This window comes from Streptomyces flavusporus (assembly GCF_046267975.1).
GTDB classification, from domain to species: Bacteria; Actinomycetota; Actinomycetes; order Streptomycetales; family Streptomycetaceae; genus Streptomyces; species Streptomyces flavusporus.
Genome location: NZ_CP176503.1, coordinates 9554385 through 9570802, shown reverse-complemented (window position 1 = coordinate 9570802; position 16418 = coordinate 9554385). Strand labels below are relative to the sequence as shown.

Below are 16418 nucleotides of genomic sequence, written 5' to 3'. Positions count from 1 at the left end.
CATCACGCCCCTGGCGGTACGACGAGTGGTACTGCGTGACGAGGACCGGGCGGGGTAGGCGGAGATCAGGCGGACTCATGAGTGGGCAGGAGCCGAACGGCGATTGCGGTGCTCCGCCTTGGAGGCTGATGACCATGCCGCCCGAGACGCACGCTGGTACCACCAGCCGCCAGGCGCGACCAGGCGAACCCCATGAGGAGCCAGACCTGGTACGCCAGTACTTGACCCAGATCGGATCCATTCCCTTGCTGACCGCTGCTGAGGAGGTCGATCTGGCCAAGCGGATCGAGGCCGGCGTGTACGCCGATGAGCTGCTGCGGGAGGCAGAAGCCGACCGGCGCGAACTCGCCCCGCAGTGGCGCCGGGACCTGGAGGCGGTGGCCCGTGACGGACAGCGTGCCAAGGACCACATGATCCGCGCCAACCTCCGGCTCGTCGTGGCGATGGCCAAACGGCATGCGCGCCGTGGGCTGCCCTTCCTGGACACCATCCAGGAAGGGAACATGGGGTTGATCCGGGCGGTGGAGAAATTCGACTACACCAAGGGCTACAAGTTCTCGACGTACGCCACCTGGTGGATCCGGCAGGCCATCGAACGCGGACTGGCCCAGCATGCACGCACCGTTCGGCTGCCCGTGCACGTAGTGGAGAACCTGTCCAAACTCGGCCGCGTCGAACGCCGGATGCTGGGGAGGCTGGGGCGTGAGCCGACGGTGGAGGAAGTCGCTGCGGAGACCGGATTCTCGGTCGAGAGAGTCGCGGAACTGCGCCGTGTGGGGCGTGAGGCGATCAGCCTCGACACCCCTGTGGGGGAAAGCGGCGAGACCGTGGTCGGCGACCTGATCGAGGACACCGAGGTGTTGCAGGCCCCCGACGTCGTGGAGTATCGCGTGCTCGCAGAACAACTGCGAGCGATCATCAGAACGCTCCCGCCGAGAGATGCCATGATCCTCACCCTGCGGTACGGCCTGCACGACGGTCGACCACAATCGCTCACCCAGATCGGCGAGCACCTGGGACTGACCCGCGAGAGGGTACGCCAACTCGAGAAGCAGGCGCTGGCAGAGCTACGTGCTCCCGAATGCCACGAGCCCCTCCTCGAATGGGCGGGATAGGACAAGCGCGCGGAAGGGGAACAAGCCGTGTCCGACACCGACCAGGTTCGCATCCGGGACGAGGCCCTGCCCCTGTCCGATGCGGCGTCGCTGGACCCGTTGCTGGAACGCATCGGCGATGCCCGCTATGTGCTGCTGGGCGAGGCCTCCCACGGAACGGCCGACTATTACCAGGTACGTGATGTGCTGACCCGTCGGCTCATCGAGGAGAAGGGCTTCTCCTTCGTGGCCGTCGAGGGCGACTGGCCCGACTGCCAGGCCGTGCACTGCTCGGTGGTCGCGGCGCCGGGCTCGCCCGAAGATCCCGGAGACGTGCTGGCGGATTTCCAGCGCTGGCCGGCATGGTTGTGGGGCAACACGGACGTGGCCGCCTTCGCCCGGTGGCTGCGCCGGCACAATGAGGACCGGCCGTCGGAGCGGCGCGTCGGCTTCTTCGGACTGGACGTCTACAGCATGTGGGAGTCGCTGCACGCGGTGCTCGACCACCTGCGCGAGCACGACCCCGACCGGGTGGACCATGCCCTGGAGGCGTACCGCCGCTTCGAGCCGTATGCCGAGGACCCGCAGTCCTACGCGGTGGCCACCCGCATCCTGCCCGAGGGCTGCGAGGCGCAGGTCGTGTCCCTGCTCACCGAGCTGCGGCAGCGGGCCGCGCAGACGGCGGTGACGGACGGCTCCCTCGCCGAGTTCGCCGCGCGGCAGAACGCGGAGGTGCTGGCCGGCGCCGAGCGCTACTACCGGGCCATGCTCAGCAGCGGCCCCGAGTCGTGGAACATCCGCGACCACCACATGGCCGACACCCTGGACCGTCTGATGGAGCGCTACGGTTCCGACGCCAAGGCCGTGGTGTGGGAGCACAACACCCACATCGGGGACGCCCGCGCCACGGACATGGCCGACAGGGGCCTGGTCAACGTCGGCCAGTTGGTGCGTGAACGCCATATGGGCGACGGCGTGGTGCTGGTCGGCTTCGGTTCACACTCCGGCACCGTGATCGCCGCGGACGAGTGGGGAGACGTGCCGAGGATCATGGATGTTCCGCCCGCGCACGCCGGCAGCCTGGAGGACCTGCTGCACCAGGCGCTGCCCGGACAGCGGGCGCTGTTCGTCTTCCCCCACGTGCAGTTGCAGAGGCCGCCCGTCACCGGTCGGCGCGAGTGGTTCCACCAGGAGCGCGGCCACCGGGCCATCGGCGTCGTCTACCAGGCGCAGTACGAACCCGTGGGCAATTACGTACCCACCGTCCTGGCGCAGCGCTACGACGCCTTCTGCCACCTCGACCGCACCGACGCCCTGACCCCACTGCGCTCCGGCGAGCCGGCCCCGCGTCGGCCGGCGACGCCCGCCGTCAGCTCTGCCGGCCGGCCAGTTCGCGCACCTTCTGGTAGCCGCCCTCGTCGTGACGGATCCGCACCAGTGCGTCGATGAGCCGTACGAACTGCCGGTCGTCGTCCACGAGCGAGCGCAGGGAGTCCGCGTCATCGCCCAGGGCGAGCCGGTCGGCTGCGTCGAGCGCCTTCTTGTCGGCGAACGGGCCCAGCTCCTGCCACAGCAGCTGGGCTTCCCGGAAGAAGGCATCCACCACGTCGTCGTCCACGTTCGCGAAGTGCCGGAGCAGTTCCCGTTCCCGCTGCGGGTCGTTCTTCGCGTCGTCGCGCAGTTCGCGGAGGTCGCCTCCGTGGTCTTCCTGCAGGTGCAGTGCCGCATCGGTCATCGCCGTGCTGATGCGCCTGCGGTCACCCTCGGGGTATCCGGCGTCGGCGAGGACCTCGGCGATCTTCGCGGGCCCGGTCTCCCGTACCTTTCCCGCGGTCGACCAGCGGCGATCACGCAGGGCCATGAACGTGCGTACGGCTGTCTCGGGGGTCACTCCCGCGTCGGTCAGTGCTGCCAGCTGCAGCAGCTGGAACAGTGCGTGCGGCCAGTCCCTGAGGTGGATCTCTGCCTCTTCAGCGAGGCTGTATCGCCCGTACTGGTCCAGCAGCGCCTCCACCAGGTCCTTCTTCTGCGGCTGAGCCATGTCTTCGTCCTCACCGGGACCACTGAGCAGGTCACGAACTGCCGGTTCACGGCTTCCTTCTGCCGCGCGGGTACCCGTACAGATCCGCACGCACACAGAATCCGAGGACCGCCTTCACTCTCAAGTGCGCCTCGGCGGTTTGATCCACCCCAGCGACCGCTCCACGGCTCGTTGCCAGTTGTCGTACTCCGACTCCCGGCGTTCAGGGTCCATGTCCGGCAGCCATTGGGCGGCCCGGTGCCAGTTGCGGCGCAGGACTTCCAGATCCGGCCAGAAGCCTGCGGCGAGTCCGGCGGCGTAGGCGGCGCCGAGGGAGACGGTCTCGGCGACCATGGGCCGTACCACCGGCACGTCGAGTACGTCGGCGACGAACTGCATGAGCAGGTTGTCCGAGGTCATCCCGCCGTCCACCTTGAGCTGTTTCAGGGCGACGGAGGAGTCGGCGTTCATGGCGTCGACGACCTCACGTGTCTGCCAGCCGGTGGCCTCCAGGACGGCTCGGGCCAGATGCCCCTTGGCGATGTACGAGGTGAGGCCGACGATGACCCCGCGTGCGTCGCTGCGCCAGCGGGGTGCGAACAGACCCGAGAACGCGGGGACGATGTAGCAGCCGCCGTTGTCCTCGACGGTCCGCGCGAGGGTCTCGATCTCGGGGGCGCTGCTGATCAGTCCCAGCCGGTCACGGAACCACTGGACCAGCGAGCCGGTGACGGCTATCGAACCTTCCAAGGCGTAGACGGGGGGCTGGTCCCCGATCTTGTACGCAACGGTCGTGAGGAGCCCGTGCCGGGACCGTACGACGTCGGTACCGGTGTTGAGCAGCAGGAAGCTGCCCGTTCCGTACGTGCACTTCGCCTCGCCCGGGGAGAAGCAGGTCTGGCCGAACAGGGCGGCCTGCTGGTCACCGAGGGCGGCAGTGATACGGATCCCTGGAAGGACGGTGCGGGCATCGCCGTAGCTCTCGGCGGAAGGCCGGATCCCGGGCAGCATGGGGCGGGGAACCCCGAAGAACGCCAGAAGCTCCTCGTCCCAGGTGAGGGTGCGGATGTTCATCAGCATGGTGCGGCTGGCGTTGGTGGCGTCGGTGATGTGCAGGCCGCCGTCCGCACCGCCGGTGAGGTTCCAGATCAGCCAGCTCTCCATCGTGCCGAACAGCACCTCGCCGTCCTTGGCGCGCTGCTCGAGCCCGTTGACATGGTCGAACAGCCAGCGGATGCGCAGCGCCGAGAAGTAGGTCGAGGGGGGCAGGCCGCACCGCTCGAGGAAGAACTCGTCTCCGGGCCGGTGTCTGAGGTCCTCGACCAGCGGCGCTGTGCGGGTGTCCTGCCAGACGATCGCCCTGCCCAGCGGGGCACCCGTGAGCCGGTCCCAGAGCACCGTCGTCTCGCGCTGGTTGGCGAGGCCGATGGCGACGACGTCTCCGGCGGCGACACCGGCCACGGACAAGGCCTCGGGTACGACGCGCTGCAGATTGCGCCAGATCTCGAGAGCGTCGTGCTCGACCCATCCGGGGCGGGGAAAGTGCTGCTGATGCTCCCGCTGGGCAACCGACACCAGCCGGCCGTGGTGGTCGAACAGAATGCATCGGGTGGAGTTGGTGCCCTGATCGATGGACATCACATACCGTTCGACCATGCTCGGGTCTCCCTTCCGATATATCGAGGGCGGTGGGACTACCAGCGGGCAGCGCCCAGGTCTCGGGAGATCGCCCGTGCGGCCTCGCGCAGCAGGGTGACCAGGCTGGACCGGGGCCGGCCCTGGCTGTCACAGATCCGCTCGACCGGGCCGGACAGTCCGATGGCGCCCACCACGAGACCGCCGTGCCCTCGGATCGGCGAGGCGACGCCGGCATCTCCCACGCTCAATTCCTGGACCTCGGCGGCCCATCCCAGTTCCCGGACCTCGGCGAGCGCCCGGGTGAGCTGCTCCGGGGCGACCAGGGTGTGCCGGGTGTAGGCCTCCAGCCCGGATTCCAGGGCCGATTCGAGGGGCTCGGTGCCGAAGGCCAGCAGTACCTTGCCGAGCGAGGAGGCGTGCAGCGGCAGCAGCGCGCCGACGTCCAGGGTCTGGAGTGTGTCGTCCGGCCGGAACACGTGGTGGACGATCAGGACCTTGCCCTCCAAGGGGGTGCCCAGACGGACCGCTTCACCGCTGCGGGCGGCGAGAGCATCGGCCCAGTTGATCGAGCGTGACCGCAGCTCGTTCACGTCGAGATAGCTGGTGCCGAGGTGCAGCAGGGCGGCCCCGAGCTGGTACTTTCCGGTCGCCTCGTCCTGCTCCACGAAGTCCACGTGCTGCAGTGTGCGCAGAATGCCGTGAGCGGTGCCCTTCGCCAGCCCGAGCGAGGCCGCCACCTCGCCGAGACCGAGTCGGCGGGGCCCACCGGCGAGCAGACGCAGGATCGCCGCCGCCCGTTCGATCGACTGAACCGGGCCGGCCATAAAGCGAGCCTAGTACTGCCAGGGAGCGTCCGCTTGTGCGTGCAGAGCGCCGGTTCACCGCCGGATGAGCGTCCGCGTTCGGTAATGCCGACCGGCATTCGTTGACCGGTCTCGTTTCGCTCTCTAGCGTGCAACGAGGCCCGGCTATGCGCGCTGAGGCCGCGGCGTCCGGCCGACAGCGCTCACCGGAGGAGAGCAGATGGCGGTACAGCTCAATACGACGCCTCAGGCGGCACTCGAACTGGTCTGTCCCCTGCCGCACGTCCCGGGGGCCGTCTCGATCGTGCGCCGACGCGTGCGGGAAGTCCTCGCCGACTGGAAGGTCTTCCCGGAGATCGTCGAGGATTCCCTCCTGGTGGTGTCGGAACTGCTCACCAACGCCATCGTCCACGCCCTGCCCCCGGCCATGCTGCGGCTGTCATGGGCCCGGGGCGACGGACTCGGCTCCCTGCGCATCGAAGTCACCGACGCGGGACCCGTGCCTGCGGCGGAGCAGTCGCGTGCGGGGATCGACCCGGACGAGCACGGCCGCGGCGAGGAAATCGTCCACGCGCTGGCGACTCGACACGGCATAAGCGTCCACTCCGGCGGGGTCACTCGGTGGGCCGATCTCGTCGCAGCGTGACGAACGGAGCCTGATCAGCGAAGGTGAGCGGGCCGCCGGGGCCCTCGGTGAAGACGGCGCGGGAGACACCCGGGTCGGTCGCCCCGTCGCCGATCTCGGAGAGGGCCGGTTTGCGCAGCAGGAGCAGCGCCGCGTCATCATGCAGCCGACCGCCCACGTGCGCGAGCAACTCGTCGTGGAGCGCGGTGAGGGTGCGCGCCGGTTCGTCGCACACATGTCGCGCAAGCCCTTCGGCGAGCGGATAGAACTCACGCCCGCAGTTGCGGGCCTCGGTGACCCCGTCGGTGTAGAGCAGCAGTTGATCCCCGTCAGCGAAGGGCAGCACCTGCAGGTTCGGGGACTCGCCCGAGAGGGCACGCAGCCCGAGCGGTGGCGTCGGACGGGTGGGCTCCAACGCCACGACGCTGCCCGACTCGCGTACCAGCAGCGGAGGCGCGTGTCCGCAGTTGACCACTTCCAGCTGCCCTGGCTGCGGGTATCCGGCGACCACGGCGGTGACGAAGTCGTCATGGGCGAGATTGCGCGCCAGGCTCCGCTCGATCCTGTCGACGACGGCGAGCAGATCGGGCTCGTCGTAGGCAGCCTCGCGGAAGACACCGAGCACGAGTGCAGCGGTCCCCACGGCCGGCAGCCCCTTGCCGCGCACATCGCCGACGATCAGCCTGACGCCGTACGGCGTGTTCACCAGCGCGTAGAGATCTCCTCCGATACGAGCCTCCGCCGCCGCGGCGCTGTAGCGGACGGCCACCCGGAACGGGCCGACAGTCTCCGGTACGGGTTTGAGCAGCGCGTGCTGAGCGGCCTCCGCGACCGAGCGAACGGCCGCAAGCACCCGCTCACGACGTCCGCGCAGCACGCTGGCCAGGCCACCCGCCAGGGTGACGATCACCACGGCGGACAGTACGGCCGCCAGTTCGGAGCCCGGAACACCCTCCCGGGCTCCGAGCGCGGCGCCCAGCGCCAGGGCGAGGAGACCGACGCAGAGGACGCCGCGCGGCCCGTTGGTGGTGGCGGCCAGCGCGGGCCCGGCCACCAGCAGCGGCAGCCAGATCATCCCTGCGCCGCAGAAGAGGGCGACCAGCACGGCCACCGAGACGATCAGCACGGGAAGTACGGGCATACCGGCGGCCAGCTGTGCGGCGTGCCGGTGGGCTGATGCTCGGTTCCTGAAGGGCCTCATCGGCCAGTGGCCGCCACCATGGTCCCGGGCATGACGCATGCTTCGTCCGCAATCCTCACCTGTGCGAGGGAGCGACAAGGGGTGCTCCCGACTTGTCCGACTTCATCCAGGAAACGGGGTCGGCTCGGGCGCCACAAGGCCACGATTTTCAGATAGTGAGCGAAAGGCTCCTGGTCACTCGACTCGCGGTCGGAAGCAGTCGCGCCCGGATCTCCTCAATTCGGGACAACCGGTCCACCGGCAGTGAGACACCGAGCGCGCCGAGCGTGTCCCCGCTGTAGACGGGCACGGCAACGCAGACGGTGCCGAGGGCGTACTCCTCCAGGTCCGTGACGGCCGGGGCCACGGGTGAGGAGTCGAGCCGGCGGAGCAGTTCCGCAGGGCTGGTGATCGTCCGTGGTGTGAGGTCGTTGAGGGTGTGCCGGGAGAGGTACTCCTTGCGCGACTCGTCGTCCAGTTCTCGCAGCACGGATTTGCCCAGCGCGGTGGCGTGTCCCGCGTCCTGGAAGCCCACCCAGAGGTCTACGCGGGGTGCCCGCGGGCCGTCGACGATCTCGGCGACCCGGATCTCCCCATCTTCGTAGAAGGTGAGGTAGGTGGCGGTCGCGAATTCGTCCCGCAGAGCGGCGAGCGTGGGACGGACGCGGCTGAGCAGCGTCTGGTCGCGGCCCGCGGTCTGCAGCGCCTGCAGCTTGTCGCCCAGGACGAACCCGCCGTCGTCCAGCTTCCGTATGTATCCGTCATGCGCCAGCGTCCGCAGCAGGTGATAGGCGGTGGCCAGGGGGAGGCCCGCCTCGCGTGCCAGTTGCTTCGCCGGCGCGCCGTTTTCGTGCGCGCTGGCCGCCTCCAGCAGGCGGAAGGCTCGTTGCACGGAGGTGATGAGCGTTGGGCCGTTGTGAGCACCCATGCGACCAGCGTGCGCCAGGCGCCAGGCGCAGAGCAAGCTCGGCACCGGCCGTCCCCCAAGCGTGGGGTCCGTACCCGCCGTTCAACGGCCCTTCGGGGCCTCTTGGGCGGAGCGCAGGCGCTCTGTGCACCACTCCCGCGCCGTATCGGCGACCTGCTCGAGGGCACCGGGCTCCTCGAACAGATGGGTGGCACCGGGCACCACGTGCAGGGTGTGCGGGGCGTGCAGCCGCTGGGCCGCCTCCTGGTTGAGCCGCAGCACCTGCTGGTCGTCACCGCCGACGATGAGCAGCACCGGCGCCTGTACGGCGTCCAGGGCGTCGCCGGCCAGGTCGGGCCGGCCGCCTCGTGACACCACGGTCACCACGCGGTGGGGTCGCTCGGCGGCGGCCACCAGGGCCGCGGCCGCACCCGTGCTGGCACCGAACAGGGCGACGGGAAGTTCCCTGACGTCCGGTTGCTGCTCCAGCCAGTCGATCGCGGCCACCAGTCGGCGTCCCAGGAGCGGGATGTCGAAACGGTGCTCCGCGGTCAGCGCGTCGTAGCGGTCCTCCCGCTCGGTGAGCAAGTCCATCAACAAGGTGGCCAGTCCGGCGGTGCGCAGCTCGGCGGCGACCATGCGGTTGCGCGGGCTGTGGCGGGAACTGCCGCTGCCGTGCGCGAACAGCACCACGCCGTGCGCCGGCGTCGGCACGGCCAGGTCACCCACCAGCGACGCACCGTCGGCGGGCACCGTGACCACCTGGGAGATCATTGACATCATCTTCTTCCTCAGGGCTGCCGGCCCCTTGGCCGATGCACCCTCGCTGTTCCGGACCGGGTACCCGTCCGGGCGGCACACCTTTCACCCGCTGCCCCGACTCGAGGCGGTCAGTGCGGTGTCGAACGACGCCCGCGGAGCGGCGACCTACGGTGGGTACATGGGCGGCAGCCTGGTGACGCTGTTCCTGTGCGGCGATGTGATGCTCGGTCGCGGCGTCGACCAGATCCTTGCCCACCCGGGCGACTCGGAGCTGCGGGAGGGCTACGTTGAGGACGCCCGCTCCTACGTGGCGCTGGCGGAGACGGTCAACGGCCCGATCCCCGCGCCGGTCCCCGCGTCCTGGCCTTGGGGCGAGGCACTGCGGGTGCTCGACGAAACCGCTCCGGACGTCCGGATCATCAACCTGGAGACGGCGATCACAAGCTGCTCCGGTTTCGCGCACGACAAGGCGGTCCACTACCGGATGCACCCGGCCAATCTGCCCGCCCTGGCGGTGGCCCGCCCCGATGTCTGCGTCCTGGCCAACAACCATGCCCTGGACTTCGGTCGCCCCGGCCTGACGGAGACCCTGGACGCGCTGGCCCGCGCGGGACTCCGCACGGCGGGCGCGGGCCGCGACGCCGCCGAGGCGTACGAACCCGCGGTGGTGCCCCTGGCCGGCGCCGGCCGGGTGCTGGTGTTCGCCCTCGGAGGGGCGTCGAGCGGCATCCCGTCCGACTGGGCGGCGACCGCGGACCTGCCCGGTGTCGCGTACGTGCCCGACTTCTCGCCGGCCACGGCCGACGCCGTGGTCCGGCGCGTACGACGGGCGAGGCGGACCGGCGACATCGCCGTCGCCTCCGTGCACTGGGGCTCCAACTGGGGCTACCACGTTCCCCGGAACCAGGTCCGCTTCGCGCGCGCCCTGGTGGACGGGGGCGTAGACATCGTCCACGGCCACTCCTCGCATCACCCGCGCCCCGTCGAGGTGTACCGGGACCGGTTGATCCTTTACGGCTGTGGCGACTTCATCGACGACTACGAAGGCATCTCCGGCTACGAGGAGTACCGCGACGACCTCCGCCTCGCCTACCTCGTGACGGTTGCGGCGGACACCGGACGGCTGGCCGGCCTGCGCATGGTCCCCCTGCGGGCCCGGCAGATGCGGCTGGAACCAGCGGCCGACCAGGACCGCGCGTGGCTGCGCGCAACGCTCGACCGGATCAGTGAGGGCGTGAACGTGGCGGTGCAGCCCGACGGCGCGCTCGTGGTGCGGACCGGCCGATGACCCGCCGGCTGCGGCTGACGTTGCTCGGTATCGGGGCGATGAACTCGCCGCGGTTCGCACCCGCCGGTCTGCTGCTGCGCTGCGCCGGACACCGCGTGGCCTTCGACGGCGGGCCGGGCGCCGAACCACCGCCCGGGCGGCTCGACGGTTGGCTGGTCACCGACGAGCAGTCGGAACTGCGGGCCGCGCTGCACCGGAGCGCAGCCGCTCGGGGCGTCCGGATGTGCTCCGGTGACCTGGAACTGGGCGACGTGTACGTGCGGCGCTGTCCGGTGGAGCACACCTCGCATCCCGCATACGGCTACCGGATCGAAGCGGGCGCAGTGATGGTGGTGTGGGCGCCGGAATTCTGGGAGTTCCCGGACTGGGCCGCGGGAGCGGTCCTGATGTTCGCCGAGGCCGCCGCGTGGGACCGGCCCATACGGTTCCGAGGCGGCGTCGGCGGCCACGCGCCCGTGCGAACCGTCGCCGAGCAGGCCGTACGGCACGGGGTGCGACGGCTGGTCTACGCTCATGTCGGGCGGCCCGCACTGCGGGCGATCGACGCCGGCGCGACACCACCGACCGGGGAGTGGGGCGTGGAGGGCCGCACCTATTCCGTGCGGGTCACGTGATCAGCTCCGGACATGCATGGCCGACCCCGGCCGGGGTTACCCGGGCCACATGGCTGACATCGACCTCAGAAGCAGCGCATTCACTGACCACAGCTTCATCGCGCGCCGCTACGCGTACGAGGGAGACAACGCCTCCCCTCCGCTGACCTGGAGCGGCGTGCCGGACGACGCGTCCGAGCTGGTCCTGCTGTGCGAAGACCCCGACGCGCCGTCGGGCACCTTCGTGCACTGGGCCGTCGTCGGCATCGATCCCCACAGCGACGGCGTCGACACCGGACAGCACCCGCCCGGCGGCACCGAACTCGTCAACGGCTACGGCGAGCATGGCTGGGGCGGACCGCATCCGCCGCCGGGAGACAACGCGCACCACTACGTCTTCCGGCTCTACGCCCTGGCAGAACCATGTGTTCTCCCCGACGCGCCCAGCGCCGACCAGGTGCACGAGACCGTCGAAAAACGGCAGCTCGCCAGCGGCACCCTCGTGGGGCTGTACCAGCGCTGAACGGCCCGAGCCGGCCGCTCCCCGTCTGTCACCCGGCGTGCGGCAGGATGAGGACCATGAGCGTAGTCAAGATCAACGTACTGACCGTTCCCGCCGAGCAGCGGGAAACACTGGAAAAGCGCTTCGCTGCCCGGGCCCACGCCGTGGAGAACTCCGACGGGTTCGAATGGTTCGAACTCCTCCGGCCGGTCGAAGGCACCGACAACTACCTCGTGTACACCCGGTGGCGCGACGAGGAGTCCTTCCAGGCCTGGATGGAGGGACCCATGAAGGCAGCCCACCAGGGCGCCGACGCGGACAGCGGCGAACGCCCCAAGCCCGCGGCAAGCCACTCCACCCTGTGGTCCTTCGACGTCGTGCAACAGGCAGCACCGAAGAACGCGTAGAACTCGCCGCTGCTGCGGCAGAGCTGACGTAGGCACTGCTGTGCAAGGGGCACCCCCGGCACAGCAGTGCCGCGGCTCTGTCTGCCGTAATTCTCGGATGCGGCACAGGGCCGCTGCGTGGTGGGATGCGCCGCATGAGCGTTGCTTCGCTGCGTGACCGTATCGAGCGGTACTACGCCACCGTGCCACTACTGTTCGCCGACGCCGAGGATTTTGGCCCCCTGCGGCTGTTCGTGCGCAAGGAACCAGGCACCCCGTACTACGGCGGTCCGAGCCACGCTCAACCCACCGCACAGGCCGCGACCGTCACCGCCGCTGACATCGCCCGGGTCCGCGCCCGGCAGCGCGAACTCGGCGTGCCGGAAGCCTTCGAGTGGCTCGCCGAGGCGGCACCGACACTGCGCGCCCGTATCGAGGCCGTCGGCCTCCCGGTGCAAGAGCGCCCGCTGATGGCCCTCGACCCGCACGCCCCGGTGCGCCCGCAGCCGCTGCCGGACGGCGTCACGATCCGCGAGCTGACAGCCGACGACCCGGCTCTGCCCGCAGCCCTCGCGCTCCCTCGCCTCGCCTTCGCCGCGGCGGGCACCACGGTGGGCTCGGCGGGCCGCGCGGAACTGGCGACGGTGGCCGAGAAGGTGACCGCGGACGGCACGGTGGCAACGACTCGCCCCGCCATCCGTGCCGGGCACAAGACGCTCATCGCCGCTCTCGCCCCGGACGGCACCCCGCTCGCCGTCGGCCACTACCATCCCGCTCACGGCACCACCGAGATCGGCGGCGTTGGCACCCTGCCCACCGCTCGCCGTCAAGGACTGGCGGCCGCCGTCACGGCAGCCCTGGCCATCCACGCCCGCGGCCACGGCGTGGGCACCGTCTTCCTCGCCTACGCCGAGGATGCCGTCGCCCGCATCTACGCCCGCCTGGGCTTCCGTCAGGCCGGGACCACGCTTCTGATCGCCAATCAGCCCGCACGGTCGTAGGCTCGCCGCGGGAAGCAGGAGAGCCTCCCCCTGCTCGGTCGGCCCCTTGTCGAACCTGGTCAACGACTGGGGCCGCTGCCCGCCGACCGCTCCACCGACGTGAGTACGCCGATCTTGTCTATGCGGTGCTCGGGATTGTTCTTGTCGTCCCGCCAGAAGTTGCCCGCCGCATTGTCCTCTGGGGTGGCGCACGTGGATATGGTGATCATGGCTTGAGTGGGCACTTCGCCGGGACTGCCAGGTACGGCGGCGCGCTGCTCGGCGAGTGAGCGCGCGGAGCGGAAGGACGTCCACCTGGTCTCGGTGATCTTGTACGTGAAAACGGTGCTGCCCAGCTCGACACGTACGGTGTCGCCCTGGCCGAGTGCGGGCAGGTCGCGCAGCGGGCCGCCGGCGCTCAGGCGGTGGGCGGTGACAAGGTAGTTGCCCGTTTCACCAGGTCCGACGCCGCCCTGGTCACCGTAGGGGCTGGCGGCAACGCCGCGGTCCTGGATGCGCGTCCCGGGCCAGTCGTCCGTGGTTCCTGCGTATGGAACGACCGCCAGGTCACTCACACCGATGGCAGGAATGCTCAGCGCGGCGGAGTCGGAACGCGGATCGGCGGCCGGCAGCGAACTGGACGAAGGAGAGGACGGGGCGGCCGCCGAGGAGCCGGTGTCGGGCGTCGCGGCCGGTGACGCGGACGTACGGGCCGGCCCAGGGTGGGGAACGGGCGGAGACGTGCCGAGCGTGTCGGCGCCGGCACTTGCTGTCACGAGGAGCAGTAGTCCGATGGTAAGAGCTGTGCTGACGGCGCGCGTGATGGCCATGGCACTCCCTACCGGAGACGCTGGATCCTGCCAACCACAAGGAGATCCCTCCTCCATGAAACCCCTCCCTGCCGGAATCTGCGAATGCGCGATCGTCAGGCCGACCAGGGCGAGCGTCCTGGTCGGTGGGAGGCCGCGCTCACGGAATCTCCTGTTCCGCCCAGATGATCTTTCCGTCGGCCGAGAAACGAGCACCCCAGCGATGGGCGAGCTGGGCCACCAGAAACAGGCCACGGCCGCCCTCGTCCATGCTGCGGGCGTGCCGCAGCCGTGGGGCGGTGCTGCTGGCGTCGGCGACCTCGCAGGTCAGGCGGGAGTCGCGGAGCAGTCGCAGGCGTATGGGCGGTGCGGCATAGCGAATCGCATTGGTGACCAGCTCACTGACGATGAGCTCCGTCGTCATGGCCAGCTCCCCCAGGCCCCAGGCTTCCACCCGGCGGGTCGCGCGGGCCCGGACGTCAGCGACGGCGGCCGGGTTCACCGGCACGTCCCACGAGGCGACCTGATCGGCACCCAGCGCATGCGTGCGCGCCAGCAGGAGGGCGACATCGTCGGGTTGGGAAACGGGCACGAGCTGCTGCACCGCGGATGAGCACAGCGTTCCGAGGTTAAGATCCGGCTGGGCGAGCACGGCGCCGAGCCGGGACATGCCCAGTTCCATGTCGCGGTCGACTCCCTCGACGAGACCGTCGGTGAAGAGACCGAGCAAACTGTTCTCGGCGAGCTCGATCTCGGTGGTCTCGAACGCCATCCCTCCCAGCCCCAGCGGAGGCCCTGCGGGCAGCTCCGGGAAGGAGACGTGCCCGTCGGGTGCGACCACGACAGGTGGCAGATGCCCGGCCCGGGCCATCGTGCAGCGCCTCGTGGCGGGATCGTAGACGGCGTACAGGCAGGTCGCTCCGAGGAAAGCGCTCGTGCTCTGGTTGTCCGCCTCGTCGCTGGTCCTCTCCTCACTGAGCCGGAGCACGAGGTCGTCCAGGTGAGCCAGCAGTTCGTCCGGGGGCATCTCCATATCGGCGAGGGTCTGCACTGCGGTGCGCAGTCGGCCCATGGCCGCCGCCGCGGTGATGCCGTGGCCGACCACGTCGCCGACGACGAGACCCACCCGGGCGCCGGACAGCGGGATCACATCGAACCAGTCGCCACCGACCCCACCTGTCGGGTCCGCCGGCAGATAGTAGAAGGCCACGTCCAGCGCTGTTCCGCCCGACAGGGCGTGCGGCAGCAGGCTGCGCTGAAGGGTGACCGCTGCCGTGTGCTCCCGGGTGTAGCGGCGGGCGTTGTCCACGCACAGCGCCGCCCGTGCCACCAGCTCACAGGCCAGCAGGACGTCGTCGGGCTGGAACGAGACGGGATTGAGCGACCGTACGAACGTGGTGAGGCCCAGGGCGGTGTTCCGCGCCCGCATCGGCACGGAGATCAGGGAGTGCAGCCCGAACTCGCGGATGCTTGCCGTCCTCGCGGGCTGTTCGGCAACCCATAGGGCGTCGGACGGGTCGAGGACCGGGATGAGGATCGGCTCGCCGCTGATCAGCAGATTCACGTCGTGCGGCGGGGGAAGGAAGTCGACTCGGTCCCCGATCCGCGCCACGGCCTCGGGACAGCCCTCTCGCACCGAACTCATGCCGGCGCGGCGCATCAACGGCTTCGCCGGTGCCGGTCCCGCATCGGTCAGCCACGCGCCGTGTCCCTCAGTGCTGAGGACCGGCTCCAGGAGATCGACGACGACGAAGTCCGCGAAGCGGGGCACCACGAAGTCGGCCAGCTCCTGAGCCGTCCGCATCACGTCAAGGGTCCTGCCGATGCTGGTCCCGGCTTCGTTGACCAGTGACAACAGCTGGCGGGCGTTCCAGCGCTCGGTGACGTCCAGGACCATGTAACAGACCCCGGTGACGGAGTTGTCGGCGTCCACCAGAGGGAAGAAGGACGTGGAGTAGGCGTGTTGGCGGTGAGGATCGGCCCAACTCCATCCCACGTACTCGTAGTCGGTCACCGGGACTCCGGTCGCCAGTACCTTGCGCATCAGTCCCTCGAGGGTGTCCGCCTGCAGCCCGGGCAGCAGCTCGCTCAGGCGACGCCCGAGTCGCTGCTCACGGGGCACACCGCCGAAGCGTTCCAGAGTGTCGTTCAGCCACACGTAGCGCAGCTGCGTGTCCATCACCGCCATGCCGACCGGCGAGCGGGTGAGGAATCCGTCGAGGACGGACTCGCCCATCGTCCATTGCGGCTTCTGCTCCCGTGCGGAGAGCAGAAAGCACTCGTCGCCGCCGATGCGGAAGGATGCCGAGACCCGCAGGTCGACCTCGATACGGCGGCCGTCGCGGTGTCGTACGGGGATGAGACCGCTCCACCCCATTCCGGTGCGGCACCGCTCGGCGACGCCGGTCACCCGTACCGGGTCCCCGGGCACCGCCAGCAGCCGCGCGGCGGAGCCGCCGACCACCTCGGGCGCCGGGTAGCCGAGGAGTTCTTCGGCGCCCCGGGTCCAGCCGACCACGATGCCGTCGGCGGACACCACCGCGGCCGCGTCGGTGGACGCGTCGAACAGCTCGCGCGGCCCTGGGGACGTGCGCACATCGGAACCTTTTCGCACAGAATCCATTGGTCCCATCCTCTTCATGACTATGGTCCTGCTTGTCCGCCTGATGTGCACGGTCCCGGAGGGTGGTAGCCGGACCGGCCCTCCGGATGTGCTGATCGCCGACGCGTGTGGGCCGGAGGCAGCAGGGAAGTCCGGGTATCAGAGCCAGATGCGCGGCGACGCCGACAGACGTACGCGCGTCCTGTCGGTCGGTGGAGGAGGATCAGGG

Annotated in this window: 16 protein-coding genes; 8 read left to right on the top strand and 8 right to left on the bottom strand. The window is 69.9% G+C overall.

Features of this window, described 5'->3' with window-relative positions:
• Positions 1-128: 128 nt before the first annotated feature.
• Positions 129-1115 (top strand): sigma-70 family RNA polymerase sigma factor, encoded by a 987-nt coding sequence (locus ACKTSN_RS45125; RefSeq protein ID WP_409474364.1) that lies wholly within the window; start codon positions 129-131, stop codon positions 1113-1115.
• Between the two features lie 27 nt (positions 1116-1142).
• On the top strand, positions 1143-2543 hold the full coding sequence (locus ACKTSN_RS45120; RefSeq protein ID WP_409474363.1) for an erythromycin esterase family protein: 1401 nt from the start codon (positions 1143-1145) through the stop codon (positions 2541-2543).
• Here ACKTSN_RS45120 and ACKTSN_RS45115 read toward each other — a convergent pair.
• The 3 genes from ACKTSN_RS45115 to ACKTSN_RS45105 all read right to left on the bottom strand — a co-directional run bounded on the left by ACKTSN_RS45115 (position 2464) and on the right by ACKTSN_RS45105 (position 5576).
• Positions 2464-3135 carry a hypothetical protein gene (locus ACKTSN_RS45115; protein ID WP_409474362.1) on the bottom strand — a complete coding sequence of 224 codons (672 nt, stop codon included), beginning with the start codon at positions 3133-3135 and terminating at the stop codon, positions 2464-2466. The genes ACKTSN_RS45120 and ACKTSN_RS45115 overlap by 80 nt on opposite strands.
• Positions 3136-3255: 120 nt before the next feature.
• Positions 3256-4770, bottom strand: a complete 1515-nt coding sequence (gene glpK, locus ACKTSN_RS45110) for a glycerol kinase GlpK (RefSeq protein ID WP_409474361.1) — start codon at positions 4768-4770, stop codon at positions 3256-3258.
• A 38-nt stretch (positions 4771-4808) separates the two neighbouring features.
• Positions 4809-5576: an IclR family transcriptional regulator gene (locus ACKTSN_RS45105; protein WP_409474360.1), complete on the bottom strand. Its 768-nt coding sequence runs from the start codon at positions 5574-5576 to the stop codon at positions 4809-4811.
• Between the two features lie 199 nt (positions 5577-5775).
• Here ACKTSN_RS45105 and ACKTSN_RS45100 point away from each other — a divergent pair, with 199 nt between their 5' ends.
• Entirely contained in the window at positions 5776-6201 is a 426-nt protein-coding gene (locus ACKTSN_RS45100) for an ATP-binding protein (RefSeq protein WP_409474359.1), read from the top strand.
• Here the strand turns inward: ACKTSN_RS45100 and ACKTSN_RS45095 are convergent.
• The 3 genes from ACKTSN_RS45095 to ACKTSN_RS45085 all read right to left on the bottom strand — a co-directional run bounded on the left by ACKTSN_RS45095 (position 6170) and on the right by ACKTSN_RS45085 (position 9041).
• On the bottom strand, positions 6170-7420 hold the full coding sequence (locus ACKTSN_RS45095; protein ID WP_409474358.1) for a PP2C family protein-serine/threonine phosphatase: 1251 nt from the start codon (positions 7418-7420) through the stop codon (positions 6170-6172). The two genes, ACKTSN_RS45100 and ACKTSN_RS45095, sit on opposite strands and share 32 nt — an antisense overlap.
• A gap of 109 nt (positions 7421-7529) precedes the next feature.
• Entirely contained in the window at positions 7530-8288 is a 759-nt protein-coding gene (locus tag ACKTSN_RS45090; protein ID WP_409474357.1) for an IclR family transcriptional regulator, read from the bottom strand.
• A gap of 81 nt (positions 8289-8369) precedes the next feature.
• Complete coding sequence (locus ACKTSN_RS45085) at positions 8370-9041, bottom strand: dienelactone hydrolase family protein (protein WP_409474356.1); 672 nt, start codon at positions 9039-9041, stop codon at positions 8370-8372.
• 166 nt (positions 9042-9207) lie between these two features.
• Here ACKTSN_RS45085 and ACKTSN_RS45080 point away from each other — a divergent pair, with 166 nt between their 5' ends.
• From ACKTSN_RS45080 to ACKTSN_RS45060, 5 genes are all read left to right on the top strand, one after another.
• Complete coding sequence (locus ACKTSN_RS45080) at positions 9208-10317, top strand: CapA family protein (protein WP_409474355.1); 1110 nt, start codon at positions 9208-9210, stop codon at positions 10315-10317.
• Positions 10314-10931 carry a hypothetical protein gene (locus tag ACKTSN_RS45075; RefSeq protein ID WP_409474354.1) on the top strand — a complete coding sequence of 206 codons (618 nt, stop codon included), beginning with the start codon at positions 10314-10316 and terminating at the stop codon, positions 10929-10931. Before ACKTSN_RS45080 ends, ACKTSN_RS45075 begins: the two co-directional genes overlap by 4 nt.
• A 49-nt stretch (positions 10932-10980) precedes the next feature.
• The gene (locus tag ACKTSN_RS45070; RefSeq protein ID WP_409474353.1) at positions 10981-11433 is read left to right on the top strand and encodes a YbhB/YbcL family Raf kinase inhibitor-like protein; all 453 of its coding nucleotides are present in this window, start codon (positions 10981-10983) and stop codon (positions 11431-11433) included.
• Between the two features lie 56 nt (positions 11434-11489).
• The gene (locus ACKTSN_RS45065; RefSeq protein ID WP_409474352.1) at positions 11490-11819 is read left to right on the top strand and encodes an antibiotic biosynthesis monooxygenase family protein; all 330 of its coding nucleotides are present in this window, start codon (positions 11490-11492) and stop codon (positions 11817-11819) included.
• A gap of 134 nt (positions 11820-11953) precedes the next feature.
• Entirely contained in the window at positions 11954-12799 is an 846-nt protein-coding gene (locus tag ACKTSN_RS45060) for a GNAT family N-acetyltransferase (protein WP_409474351.1), read from the top strand.
• Positions 12800-12858: 59 nt separating this feature from the next.
• Here the strand turns inward: ACKTSN_RS45060 and ACKTSN_RS45055 are convergent, their stop codons facing one another.
• Together ACKTSN_RS45055 and ACKTSN_RS45050 are read right to left on the bottom strand one after the other, a co-directional pair.
• On the bottom strand, positions 12859-13608 hold the full coding sequence (locus tag ACKTSN_RS45055) for a class E sortase (RefSeq protein WP_409474350.1): 750 nt from the start codon (positions 13606-13608) through the stop codon (positions 12859-12861).
• A 139-nt stretch (positions 13609-13747) separates the two neighbouring features.
• Positions 13748-16210: a SpoIIE family protein phosphatase gene (locus ACKTSN_RS45050; RefSeq protein ID WP_409474349.1), complete on the bottom strand. Its 2463-nt coding sequence runs from the start codon at positions 16208-16210 to the stop codon at positions 13748-13750.
• Positions 16211-16418 lie beyond the last annotated feature (208 nt).